The sequence below is a fragment of the Anoxybacillus amylolyticus genome (assembly GCF_001634285.1).
Taxonomy (GTDB): Bacteria; Bacillota; Bacilli; order Bacillales; family Anoxybacillaceae; genus Anoxybacteroides; species Anoxybacteroides amylolyticum.
In genome coordinates, this window is record NZ_CP015438.1 from 2390727 (window position 1) to 2402198 (window position 11472).

Sequence of the window (11472 nt, forward strand, 5' to 3'; positions counted from 1 at the left end):
ATTTAGGATGGTTGTACGATAAATAAAAGCGGCGACAAAAGCTCATATTCGCCTGTTGCTTCTAACGCGGAAAATATTTCTGGTAGCTTCGCAAAATCAATATGCTCAAAATAGCGGCGAAATTCCTGTTCATCGCTCACATACACGCGTTTGCGGTGGCGAAAGCTCGGATTTTTCAACAAACAAACGAGCGCCACTATGTCTTTAAACGACACGTCGCGTCCATTTACGGTGAAAATTGGGCTTTGTGCATACGGAGTAAACGTCGGGAAGAGTTCATCAAAATAGCGGACGTACAAGACGTGCAACGTCTTTTCCTCTCCATCTTCGACAAACGTCACCTCCGAGCGATTAAAAAAATCTTCGGATGTGTTCGGTTGTGCTTTTTCGAGTTCGTATCCATAACAGCGGCGAATTCGCATACGTAAGCCTCCCTATATGCAAAAGAGAAAATTTGGTTACTTTTATCTTATCATACTCCCGCGCTATTGTTTAATGTTTCTGCGAATTTTTCGAAGAATAAATCAGCTTCTTGTTCATCTTGTTCTTCTTGCAGCTCTGGAAGCGGCGGCAGTTCTTCCAACGTTTTTAATCCGAAATAATCTAAGAACTCTTTTGTCGTCCCGTATAAAATCGGCCGCCCTGTTCCTTCCGCCCGTCCGACTTCTTTCACTAGCGCTTTTGCCACCAGCGTCTGCAGCGGCTTATCACTTTTGACTCCGCGAATTTCCTCAATTTCCGCCCTTGTAATCGGCTGGCGGTACGCGATAATCGCAAGCGTCTCAAGCGCCGCCTGCGACAGCGAAGAAGCTCCTGGGGACTCGACAAGCTTTTTTAAATACGGGGCGTGTTCTTTTTTCGTCGTCAGCTGAAATACTCCTGCAAGCTCTACAAGCTGAATACCACGGCTCGGCGCATCATACTCTTTTTTCAGTGCTGTCAAAACGTCGAGCGCCACTTCTTCTGACACATCAAGCACCGTAGCAATTTGCTTTAGCGACAATCCTTCATCGCCAGCCGCAAATAATAGCCCTTCGACAATCGCTTTATACTCCATGTTCCTCCTCCTTGCATACAACAAAAATATCAGCAAAATTTCGTTCTTGCTCAATCGTCACTAAATTTTTCTTCATTAGTTCTAAAAGCGCTAAAAACGTAACGACAACGTATTCACGATCGTAGTACGGAAATAAGTCAAAAAAGTTTTTCCGCTTTTTCGTTTTTCGCAACTCCGTTAAAATTTCTTCCATTCTCCGGTCAATCGGAATTTCTTGCCGCGTTACTTTCGTATGCAGCGGTTTTTGCAATTTTTTGCGACGCAACAGTTTCGACAATGCCAGCAGCATATCGTATACGTTTACCTCTAACGGCCGCTTCTCGATTTCTTCCGCTGCATACATACTTAAATCGCTCGGCGGCTTTGTAAACAACAGCGCCCGCTCCTCCTCGCGCTTTTTCAGTTCCTGTGCTGCTTCTTTATATTTTTTATACTCTAGCAATCGATGCATCAATTGTTCGCGCGGGTCTTCTTCTTCTATTTCCCCGTCGAACAACTCTTCTTCATGTTTTGGAAGCAGCATTTTGCTTTTCATCGCCAAAAGCGTTGCCGCCATCACTAAATATTCGCTCGCGACATCTAGCTGCAACTCTTGCATCGCATGAATATACGCCATATATTGTTCCGTAATTTCCGCAACGGGAATATTATAAATATCAATTTCATATCGGTTGATTAAATGCAACAACAAATCAAGCGGACCTTCAAACGCTTCAATTTTTACTTTATATTGCACACATATCCCACCTTCTCGACACTATCACTAGTATAAGTGACATTTACGCGTTGTCCAAGCAAATTTTTCCCGCTTTTATGATACAATGCAGCTATGATAAGAAAGAAGGTGAAAACATTGTATCCAACTGCTTATATCAAGTATTTATTTCATTTTCATACCGACCGCGACTATTTTGAATGCCATGAACTATTAGAAGAACATTGGAAACAAGATGAAAAAAAACACGTGTGGGCATTGCTTATTCAAATCGCCGTTGCGCTTTATCACCATCGGCGCGGTAACGTTTCTGGGGCAAAACGAATGATGCAAAAAGCGAGCACGTTGCTTGAACAAAGAAAAGACGCGATTCGGAAGCTCGGGCTTGACGAGGAAGAACTTGCGGTGCTTTTAAAGCAGTATGTCAAGCAAATCGACGAAGGAAAGCCGTACGAGAGCATTATGTTGCCGATCAAGGACGAAACGCTCTTACAAACATGCCTTGCCCTCTGTAAACAAAAAGGCGTCGTATGGGGGCAAAAAAGCGATATGACAAATGAATTTTTGCTGCATAAACATACGTTGCGCGACCGTTCAGACGTCATCGCCGCACGAGCAGCAAAAAAGAAAAGGCTGCCGAGTTAGGTAGCCTTTTTACAATTCACACTTTTCTAAAAATGCAGCGGTAAATTCGTTCGGTTTTAATTCATGATTCGGGTACAAGTCTTTTAACGCTTTTACCATTTCCTTCCCAATCCCTTGGTGACGGTGCGACGGATTGACGCTAATATGCTGAATTTCTACTTGTCCGGCTCGCAGCACAACGCCAATAATGCCGATAACGTCTTCTTCCTCTTTCCATAAAAACAGTTGCCAGTCGTCGTTCGTTTCGTAATGCTTCATCGTTTGTTGCAATTTTTTCAGCTCTTTTTCTGTCGGCATAAACGACAGAAGTCCCATTGCAATTTTCTCATAGTTTTTTCGATAGCGAATTAACATAAAAGAACCCCTCATTACTGGCGATACTTTTCCTCGACAGAAAAGTACAAAAGTCGTTTTCTCATTACGTATTATAAACGGTATTTTGCTCCTTGTGAACTATTTATGTGAAAGAACGAAGAAGATTGGCCATTTCGATGGCGCCAACGGCTGCCTCCCAACCTTTGTTTCCTGCTTTTGTTCCAGCACGCTCAATCGCCTGCTCGATCGTGTCGGTCGTTAGCACCCCGAAAATGACCGGCGTTCCCGTAGATAGCGACGCATGGGCAACGCCTTTTGCCACTTCATTGCACACATAATCATAATGGCTCGTTGCGCCGCGAATGACCGTACCGAGCGCAATGACCGCATCGTATTGTTTCGATTCCGCCATTTTTTTGGCGACAAGCGGGATTTCAAACGCCCCTGGCACCCATGCGACCATCACATCGTTTTCTTCTACACCGTGGCGTTTCAATCCGTCTAATGCTCCCGATAACAGCTTGCTTGTAATAAATTCATTAAATCGCGAAACAACGATTCCTACTTTTAATCCAGTACCAACTAAATTTCCTTCCATTACTCTCATAGTTCTTCCTCCTACGTCATTAAAAATGTAGCATATGCCCTAATTTTTCGTATTTCGTTTTTAAATATTGTTCGTTTTCTTTTTTCGCTGGCATTTGCAGCGGAACGCGCTCAACGACTTCTAAATCATATCCTTTTAAGCCAGCAATTTTGCGCGGATTGTTCGTCAAGAGGCGCATTTTCGTCACGCCTAAATCTTTTAAAATTTGCGCGCCAATCCCATAGTCGCGCAAATCGGCCGGAAAGCCAAGCTTTTCATTCGCTTCGACTGTATCGTAGCCTTGTTCTTGCAATTTATACGCCCGCAATTTGTTCAATAAGCCAATGCCGCGACCTTCCTGGCGCATGTAAAGCAAAATGCCGCGACCTTCTTCTTCAATTTGCCGCAACGCCGCATGAAGCTGTGGACCGCAATCGCAACGATACGAACCGAACACATCCCCTGTTAAGCACTCCGAATGAACGCGAACGAGAATCGGCTCATCGGGAATAACTTCACCTTTGACGAGCGCGACATGCTCCTTTCCGTCGACGGAATTCGTATAGCCAATTGCTTTAAATTCCCCAAACTCCGTCGGCAACGTAATTTCGACTTCACGTTTGACGAGTTTTTCTTTTCGATTTCGGTATTGAATTAAATCTTTAATCGTAATCATTTTTAAGCCAAATTCGTCCGCGATTTTTCGCAAGTCGGGCACGCGCGCCATCGTCCCGTCTTCTTTAATAATTTCACAAATAACACCCGCTGGCTTTGCCCCACATAACCGCGCCAAGTCCACTGCTGCTTCCGTATGCCCTGCGCGGCGCAATACCCCACCTTTTTTCGCTACAAGCGGAAATACATGGCCAGGTCGTTTAAAATCGCTCGCTTTCGCATTCGGGTTCAACAGTTCTTGAATCGTTAGCGACCGCTCATGGGCGCTAATTCCGGTTGTCGTGGATTTATGATCGATGCTAACCGTAAACGCCGTTCCGTGCGGGTCGGTGTTATGATTGACCATCGGTGCTAAATCGAGCTTGTCCGCTAATTCTTCTGTAATCGGCACGCACACAAGCCCACGCCCGTACTTAATCATAAAATTAATGACTTCTGGCGTTGCTTTTTCAGCAAGTGCGACAAAATCCCCTTCGTTTTCCCGGTCTTCATCGTCGCAAACGATAACGACGTTTCCTTGCATTAACTCATAAATTGCTTCTTCAATTGTATGAAACATAAAATCCCCTCCATCACGAACTTGCGCAAGGATTGTAACTGTTCCTTACTTATAGCCGTGCGTTTCTAAAAATTCAAGCGTAATTGCCGAAGACGTTTTTTCTTCTTTTTGCCCAAGAAATTGCTCAACATATTTCCCAATGACATCACATTCGATGTTGACAATATCCCCCACTTGTTTGTCGCCTAAAATCGTTTCCGCGCGCGTATGCGGAATAAGCGAAATCGTTAACGTATCATCGGTAAGCCCAAAAATCGTCAGACTTGTCCCATCAATGGCGACAGAGCCTTTTACAATCATATATTTCCTGAGCGGTTTTGGCACTTTAATTTCATAATAGACAGCGTTTGCGACCGGTTCTTTGCGAATAATTTCCCCGACGCCATCAACATGACCAGACACGAAATGCCCACCGAATCGTCCGTTGGCCGCCATCGCCCGCTCTAAATTCACTTTCGCACCACGCGCTAGTGTGCGAAGCGATGTTGCTCTTACTGTTTCCGGCATAACATCAACCGTAAACGTGCGGGGAGTAAACGATGTGACTGTTAAGCATACCCCGTTGACGGCAATGCTATCGCCTAGCTTGACATCTGCTAAAATTTTTTTCGCGCCAATGGTAAAAACAATCGCTTCGCCCGCTTGTTTCATTTGCTCAATCGTCCCGACTTCTTCGATAATGCCTGTAAACATCTTTTTCACCTCTTTGGCGCCGCAATAATTTTTATATCTTGACCAATCGTTTCGACGCGTTTAATCGTCAATTCGAGCACATCAGTCATGTGCGCAAATCCAATGCCTCCAACCGGCGTTTTCGCCTCTCTTCCTCCAATGATTTTTGGGGCAAAGTAGGCGATGATTTCTTGTACTGCGCCGGCTCGAATAAAGCTGTCATGCACTTTCGCCCCGCCTTCAACAAAGATAGACGTTATTTTATGCGCAGCTAGCATGTTCAATAATTCACGAATTTCAATCGTCGGTGTAGGCATCGAAAGGATGCGAACGTTCGGACGAGTATATCGCGCGATTCGTTCGCTCGATACTTCGCTTCCGACAACAATCCACGTTTCCGCTTCACCGTCTTGAATAACTTTTGCATCAAGCGGCGTGCGTAAATGCGTATCTAAAATGATACGAATCGGATTTTTTCCTCCTTCGGGAAGACGTACCGTTAAGCTCGGATTATCGGCAATGACCGTATCGACTCCGACGAGAATCGCATCGTGGCACACACGGTAGTGATGCACATCTTGTCGCGCTTCTTCCGACGTAATCCATTTGCTTTCGCCCGTTTTCGTCGCAATTTTTCCGTCTAAACTAGATGCAAACTTCATCGTGACAAACGGCGTTTTCGTCGTGATGTAATGAAAAAAGACACGGTTCAATTCATCTGCTTCTTCTTTTAACACGCCAACCGTCACATCAATGCCAGCTTGTCTTAACTTTTCAATTCCTTTTCCAGCGACAAGTGGATTCGGGTCAGTCGTCGCAATAACGACCCGCTGAACGCCTATCTCGACTAATAAATCGGCGCACGGTGGCGTTTTACCGAAATGGCTGCACGGCTCAAGCGTTACATAAACAGTCGCCCCTTTTGCTTTATCGCCCGCCATGCGAATCGCATGAACTTCCGCATGCGGCTCTCCCGCTTTTAAATGAGCACCGAAACCAACAATTTCCCCATTCTTTACGACAACCGCACCGACCGCTGGATTTGGCGACGTTTGTCCAATCCCCGTTTTAGCGATTTCAAGCGCTAAGCGCATATATCGTTCATCGTGCTGCATCCAATCCTCCCCTTGCTAACTACTCGCTAGTAGCGCTTTCTAGTGATAAAAAGAAAACCCTAGGAGAAAAGTCCTAGGGCAGTTGTAGATAAAGATCGCCTTTTTTTTGCATAGCAAACATAGCCCAGCGCCACGTTGATTTTTTTCACGAAGCGTGAGCAACGGCAATCCTTCTCCCATCCAGACTATACTGTCGGCTCCGGAATCGCACCGGATCATGCCTGTTCGGCTCGCGGGCTGAGAAACGTTTCGTTTCAATACCGCCGGTCGGGAATTCCACCCTGCCCCGAAGGATATGTTATGATATTCCATTTTCACTTATTATAGCACAATTGAACAAATTGTCTATTATTTCGCGATAAACAGCCAGTAAATCGCACCCCATGCAAAGCTTAAGAATAAAAGGAAGAAAAACAATACCCAGTTTTTTTTCATCGTCCCATCCTTTCTTATTCCGCTTCGTCCCACACTTTCACTTCTTTCATCACATCTCCGTTACGCATCGCTTTCACAGCATCCATTCCTGCCGTCACTTGACCAAACACTGTATGTACGCCATCTAAATGTGGCTGTGGCTCATGTACGATAAAAAACTGGCAGCTGCCTGTATTGCGACCGCGGTGTGCCATCGATATTGCCCCTTCGATATGTTTGTGCGGGTTGTTGTCCGTTTCGCATGGAATCGTATATCCTGCATCGCCTGTTCCGTTGCCGCGCGGGCATCCTCCTTGGCTGACAAACCCCGGAATGACACGGTGGAACGTCAATCCGTTATAAAATCCGTCGTTCGCTAATTTTGCAAAATTCGCCACCGTTTTTGGCGCTTCGTTTGGAAATAAGTCGAATTCTATTTTTGCACCGTTTTCCATTAAAATATATCCTTTTTTTGTCATATGTTCAGTCCCCTTTCTTTTCCCTCCTATCATACCATTGTTTCATGCACAAAAAAAGTGAGGTGTTTTCGCTTCTATCTTGTCTGATTTGTTTGTAGAATAGGAATGATGGCAATAAGGAAAGAGAAGGAGGCTGTTTCGATGAAACGAATGTTTACTGGCTGGCTAGCTGCCGTGATGGTGCTGATGTTTCCTGCCTTTGCTGTTGCGGATGTAACAGAAGGCGATGTCATTATTACGCTAGGAGAAAATTTAACAGAAGCGCAAAAGCAGCAAGTATTGAACGAAATGAATGCGCCTCAAACTGCGCAAACGATTACCGTTTCCAATGCCGAAGAGCATAAATATCTTGACGGGTTAATTCCGAAAGCGCAAATTGGTACAAAAGCAATTTCGTCATCGATGATTACGATCGGAGCGAAAGGTTCGGGATTAGATGTCGAAACGCATAACATTACATGGGTAACAAAAGAAATGTACACAAACGCGCTTATTACAGCCGGCGTGAAAGATGCAAAAATTTACATTACTGCTCCGTTCCCTGTATCGGGTACGGCAGCGCTCACTGGATTGATGAAAGCATACGAAATTTCAGCCGATAAAGTCATTCCCGATGAAGTGAAAAAAGTAGCCAATGAAGAAATGGTAAAAACGGCACAGCTTGGAAAATCAATCGGCAACGAACAAGCGGTCGCTCTTTTCACGAAATTAAAAGAAGAAATTGCGAAAAATCCGCCGCAAACAGACGCCGACATGCGTGCATTGATTGAAAAGGTAGCGAAAGATTTAGGTATTACCCTTACACCCGATGAAATCAACAGCTTAATTTCCTTATTTAATAAAATGAAAAACTTAAATATTGACTGGAATCAAGTCAATGACCAGTTAAGCAAAGCAAAAGAAAAACTATCTACCTTTTTACAATCAAAAGAAGGAAAAACGTTTATTCAAAACATCATCGACATTTTAAAAGAAATTTGGAACGCGATTAAATCCGCCTTCACATCCGAACCGCAAAAATAAGGGGAAAGGAGCCTCTCTCGCAAGGCTCCTTTCTTGTGAACAAAAGCAAGATTTTGTATACTTAAAGCAACATCTTTCGCTGGAGTTGAGTGCAGTGAAAAAAATTCCGATTGGCATAAGCGACTTTAAAAAGATCATGGATGAAAATTTTTTCTTTGTCGATAAAAGTTTGTTGATAAAAGAAATTATCGAAGATGGTGCCGAAGTCATTTTATTTACCCGCCCAAGAAGATTTGGCAAAACGTTAAATATGAGCATGTTAAAATATTTTTTTTCAATAACAGAGCAAAATAACCGTCGTTTATTCCGTCATCTAAATATTTTCGAAGAAACCTATATGATGGAAAAGCAAGGGACGTATCCCGTTATTTTCATTACCTTAAAAGACGAAAAGCATCGACAGTTTACCCAATTCAAAAAAAGCTTTGCATTGTTAATGAGCGAAATTTACAAACAACACCTCTATCTTCTAGAAGGCACACAATTGCTTCCATCAGAAAAGGAATATATACAGCAAATCATTAACAAAGAAACGGACGAAGTGGAGTTGCAAAAAAGTTTGCTTTTGCTAAGTTCGTATTTGTATAAATACCACCAGCAAAAAGTGATTATTTTAATTGATGAGTACGATGTTCCTCTTCAAGAAGCGTATATATACGGCTATTACGATGAAATGATTTATTTTATGCGCAATTTTTTCAGCGCTGGGCTAAAAGATAACGTCTATTTAGAAAAAGCGATTTTAACTGGTGTTCTTCGCATTGCCAAAGAAAGCGTTTTTTCTGGGCTGAACAATTTAGAGACATACAGCATTTTAAAATCGAAATATAGCCAATATTTTGGGTTTGTCGAAACAGAGGTCGAGCAACTGCTCTCGTATTACGGATTAGAAAAAAAAATGGGCGACATTCGTACGTGGTATAACGGTTATACTTTTGGAACACATGTAATATATAATCCTTGGTCTATTTTGCATTTCGTAAAAGATCCGGGCGCCGGATTCCGCGCATATTGGGTGAATACGGCGGAAAATGGGCTACTTCGAACATTGTTCGCAAAAGCAAATAAAAACATCAAAAAAGAACTCGAACAGCTCATCAAAGGGGAAACGGTCATCCAGCCAATTGATGAAACGATTGTCATGCCCGAAGTAGAACAAACCGAAGCAAATATATGGAGCTTCTTACTTTTTACCGGCTATTTACGCGCTGCTCATCAAGAAATAGAAGAATCGTTACATGTCGACTTGCAGATTCCAAATACAGAAGTACTCACTTTGTTTAAGCAAATCATTTTATCATGGTTTCAAGTACGAACAGCAGATACATTCTCGCTTTTGCTGAAAAGTTTAACAAATGGAGATATCGAATCATTCGAAGATGCTTTAAGCGACCTCATCGAGCAAACGATCAGCTACTTTGACGTGGGACAAGAAAGCGAAAAATTTTATCATGCACTCGTATTAGGAATGCTCGTTTCTCTCGAAAATGAATATACGATTAAGTCCAATCGTGAAAGCGGCTACGGACGATACGATATCATGCTCATTCCAAAACAACGGGGGAAATACGGAATCGTTATCGAATTTAAATCTGTGAACAAACGAAAAAAAGAAACACTGGAGGAAGCAGCGCGAGCAGCTGTTCAACAAATCCGCGACAAACAATACAAAAAAGAACTATTGTCATTAGGCATTCCCTCTATCCTTGAAATCGGCATCGCATTCGACGGGAAAAAAGTGTGCGTAAAAAAAGGCTGAGCACTCAGCCTTTTTTTACTTTTATTTTCAACGGCACATCAAGCCGCACTAAATCTTCGTACGTTTCGCGTTTGACGACAAGTTGCGCTTCGCCGTTTTCGACAAAGACAACCGCTGGACGCGGCAGTCGGTTATAGTTGTTCGCCATCGAATAGCCGTACGCACCGGTACAAAAGACGGCTAAATAGTCGCCTGCTTCTGCTTTCGGAAGCGGTAAGTCCCAAATGAGCATATCTCCTGACTCGCAGCATTTCCCAGCAATTGAAACGACTTCTTCGTTTGCATCAAGCACCCGGTTAGCAAGCACCGCTTCATATTTCGCCTCGTACAGCGCCGGGCGAATGTTATCGCTCATGCCTCCATCGACCGCCACATAATGGCGCACGTTCGGCACTTCTTTCCGCGAACCGATCGAATAAATCGTCGTACCCGCATCGCCAACGAGTGAGCGCCCCGGCTCAATCCAAATTTCCGGCATTGGAAGAGAGAACTTTTCCACTTGTGTCTTTACTTCAGCAATGATTTGCTCGACATATTGCGCCGCTGGAAGTGGATCGTCTTCGTTCGTATAGCGAATCCCAAAGCCGCCGCCGAGGTTGACGATTTGCGGCACAAATCCATACTCCTCACGCCAATCAGCGATTTTTTGGAAAATTTTTTGAGCTGCCAATACAAATCCTGTCGTTTCAAAAATTTGCGACCCAATATGGCAATGAATGCCTAACACATGAAGCGAGGTTGATTGCATCGCCTGTTGCAGCGCTTCATCCGCTTGGCCGTTATTTAAATCAAAACCAAACTTCGAATCTTCTTGCCCTGTTAAAATATAATCGTGCGTATGCGCCTCAATCCCTGGCGTCACCCGAAGCAAAATGTCCGTCACCGTTTCCCGTTGGCGGCTCAGCTCTTCTAATAGCTGCAACTCATAAAAATTATCAACTACGATGCAGCCGACACCGCAATCAAGCGCCATTTCCAATTCGGAGCGGCTTTTGTTGTTCCCATGAAAATGAATGCGCTCTGGCGGAAACCCAGCTTTTAACGCCGTATACAACTCCCCGCCTGACACGACATCAAGCGACAATCCTTCTTCTTCGATAAGTTGGACGATTGCAATTGTCGAAAACGCTTTGCTCGCATATGCGACTTGCGCTTTCACTCCGTGCTTTTCAAACGTTTCTTTAAACGCACGAGCGCGAGCGCGAATGAGCGCCACATCATAAATATACAACGGCGTCCCATACTGTTCTGCGAGCGTGACGACGTCGACGCCACCAATTTCTAAATGTCCCTTTTCATTCACACGACTCGTTCCGTGGAAAAACATGCTAACCCCTCATTCCGACACATTAAATATTCAAAACCATTCATTTTTATGCGAACCGAAAGCAAAAAAGACAGTTAACGAACAAATATTAACTGCCTTTTCTGCGAGAAAAAGATTACGTATAACGTATC

Annotated in this window: 13 protein-coding genes and 1 riboswitch; of the genes, 3 read left to right on the forward strand and 10 right to left on the reverse strand. The window is 43.8% G+C overall.

The annotated features are described in order from the left end of the window. Window positions 1-2: 2 nt before the first annotated feature. From GFC30_RS12170 to GFC30_RS12180, 3 genes are read right to left on the reverse strand one after another with little or no spacing between them, the layout of a single operon-like run. On the reverse strand, window positions 3-422 hold the full coding sequence (locus GFC30_RS12170) for a hypothetical protein (RefSeq protein ID WP_066325962.1): 420 nt from the start codon (window positions 420-422) through the stop codon (window positions 3-5). A gap of 50 nt (window positions 423-472) precedes the next feature. Beyond that, a complete protein-coding gene (gene scpB, locus GFC30_RS12175; RefSeq protein WP_066325965.1) occupies window positions 473-1057 on the reverse strand; it encodes an SMC-Scp complex subunit ScpB in 585 nt (194 codons plus the stop codon). Beyond that, window positions 1047-1793: a segregation/condensation protein A gene (locus tag GFC30_RS12180; RefSeq protein ID WP_169807007.1), complete on the reverse strand. Its 747-nt coding sequence runs from the start codon at window positions 1791-1793 to the stop codon at window positions 1047-1049. Before GFC30_RS12180 ends, scpB begins: the two co-directional genes overlap by 11 nt. A gap of 117 nt (window positions 1794-1910) precedes the next feature. Here GFC30_RS12180 and GFC30_RS12185 point away from each other — a divergent pair, with 117 nt between their 5' ends. Further along, entirely contained in the window at window positions 1911-2417 is a 507-nt protein-coding gene (locus GFC30_RS12185) for a DUF309 domain-containing protein (protein WP_066325969.1), read from the forward strand. Between the two features lie 9 nt (window positions 2418-2426). On the opposite strand, the gene GFC30_RS12190 is transcribed toward GFC30_RS12185, so the two are convergent. From GFC30_RS12190 to GFC30_RS12215, 6 genes are all read right to left on the reverse strand, one after another. Beyond that, window positions 2427-2771: a GNAT family N-acetyltransferase gene (locus GFC30_RS12190; RefSeq protein ID WP_066325971.1), complete on the reverse strand. Its 345-nt coding sequence runs from the start codon at window positions 2769-2771 to the stop codon at window positions 2427-2429. A 103-nt stretch (window positions 2772-2874) separates the two neighbouring features. Beyond that, window positions 2875-3339, reverse strand: a complete 465-nt coding sequence (gene ribH / locus GFC30_RS12195; protein ID WP_066325973.1) for a 6,7-dimethyl-8-ribityllumazine synthase — start codon at window positions 3337-3339, stop codon at window positions 2875-2877. A 19-nt stretch (window positions 3340-3358) separates the two neighbouring features. Next, window positions 3359-4552, reverse strand: coding sequence for a bifunctional 3,4-dihydroxy-2-butanone-4-phosphate synthase/GTP cyclohydrolase II (locus tag GFC30_RS12200; RefSeq protein ID WP_066325975.1), 1194 nt, complete (start codon window positions 4550-4552; stop codon window positions 3359-3361). 45 nt (window positions 4553-4597) lie between these two features. Then, window positions 4598-5245, reverse strand: coding sequence for a riboflavin synthase (gene ribE / locus GFC30_RS12205; RefSeq protein WP_066325977.1), 648 nt, complete (start codon window positions 5243-5245; stop codon window positions 4598-4600). Between the two features lie 5 nt (window positions 5246-5250). After that, a complete protein-coding gene (ribD, locus tag GFC30_RS12210; RefSeq protein ID WP_066325978.1) occupies window positions 5251-6339 on the reverse strand; it encodes a bifunctional diaminohydroxyphosphoribosylaminopyrimidine deaminase/5-amino-6-(5-phosphoribosylamino)uracil reductase RibD in 1089 nt (362 codons plus the stop codon). Window positions 6340-6503: 164 nt separating this feature from the next. Next, window positions 6504-6637: riboswitch (FMN riboswitch) on the reverse strand. Between the two features lie 151 nt (window positions 6638-6788). After that, window positions 6789-7232 (reverse strand): peptidylprolyl isomerase, encoded by a 444-nt coding sequence (locus tag GFC30_RS12215; RefSeq protein WP_066325979.1) that lies wholly within the window; start codon window positions 7230-7232, stop codon window positions 6789-6791. A 141-nt stretch (window positions 7233-7373) separates the two neighbouring features. On the opposite strand from GFC30_RS12215, the gene GFC30_RS12220 reads away from it, so the two are divergent. Both GFC30_RS12220 and GFC30_RS12225 read left to right on the forward strand, forming a co-directional pair. Further along, window positions 7374-8255, forward strand: a complete 882-nt coding sequence (locus GFC30_RS12220; protein ID WP_066325980.1) for a DUF1002 domain-containing protein — start codon at window positions 7374-7376, stop codon at window positions 8253-8255. A 94-nt stretch (window positions 8256-8349) separates the two neighbouring features. Next, complete coding sequence (locus GFC30_RS12225) at window positions 8350-10014, forward strand: AAA family ATPase (RefSeq protein ID WP_066325982.1); 1665 nt, start codon at window positions 8350-8352, stop codon at window positions 10012-10014. Between the two features lie 4 nt (window positions 10015-10018). On the opposite strand, the gene lysA is transcribed toward GFC30_RS12225, so the two are convergent. Then, the gene (gene lysA / locus GFC30_RS12230) at window positions 10019-11341 is read right to left on the reverse strand and encodes a diaminopimelate decarboxylase (RefSeq protein ID WP_066325984.1); all 1323 of its coding nucleotides are present in this window, start codon (window positions 11339-11341) and stop codon (window positions 10019-10021) included. Between the last annotated feature and the right edge of the window lie 131 nt (window positions 11342-11472).

Excerpts from the sequence above, each read along its gene's own strand:
- lysA (WP_066325984.1), bottom strand. The coding sequence starts at position 11,341 with ATGTTTTTCCACGGAACGAGTCGTGTGAATGAAAAGGGACATTTAGAA.
- GFC30_RS12220 (WP_066325980.1), top strand. The coding sequence starts at position 7,374 with ATGAAACGAATGTTTACTGGCTGGCTAGCTGCCGTGATGGTGCTGATG.
- GFC30_RS12215 (WP_066325979.1), bottom strand. The coding sequence starts at position 7,232 with ATGACAAAAAAAGGATATATTTTAATGGAAAACGGTGCAAAAATAGAA.
- scpB (WP_066325965.1), bottom strand. The coding sequence starts at position 1,057 with ATGGAGTATAAAGCGATTGTCGAAGGGCTATTATTTGCGGCTGGCGAT.
- GFC30_RS12190 (WP_066325971.1), bottom strand. The coding sequence starts at position 2,771 with ATGTTAATTCGCTATCGAAAAAACTATGAGAAAATTGCAATGGGACTT.
- ribE (WP_066325977.1), bottom strand. The coding sequence starts at position 5,245 with ATGTTTACAGGCATTATCGAAGAAGTCGGGACGATTGAGCAAATGAAA.
- GFC30_RS12170 (WP_066325962.1), bottom strand. The coding sequence starts at position 422 with ATGCGAATTCGCCGCTGTTATGGATACGAACTCGAAAAAGCACAACCG.
- ribH (WP_066325973.1), bottom strand. The coding sequence starts at position 3,339 with ATGAGAGTAATGGAAGGAAATTTAGTTGGTACTGGATTAAAAGTAGGA.
- ribD (WP_066325978.1), bottom strand. The coding sequence starts at position 6,339 with ATGCAGCACGATGAACGATATATGCGCTTAGCGCTTGAAATCGCTAAA.
- GFC30_RS12200 (WP_066325975.1), bottom strand. The coding sequence starts at position 4,552 with ATGTTTCATACAATTGAAGAAGCAATTTATGAGTTAATGCAAGGAAAC.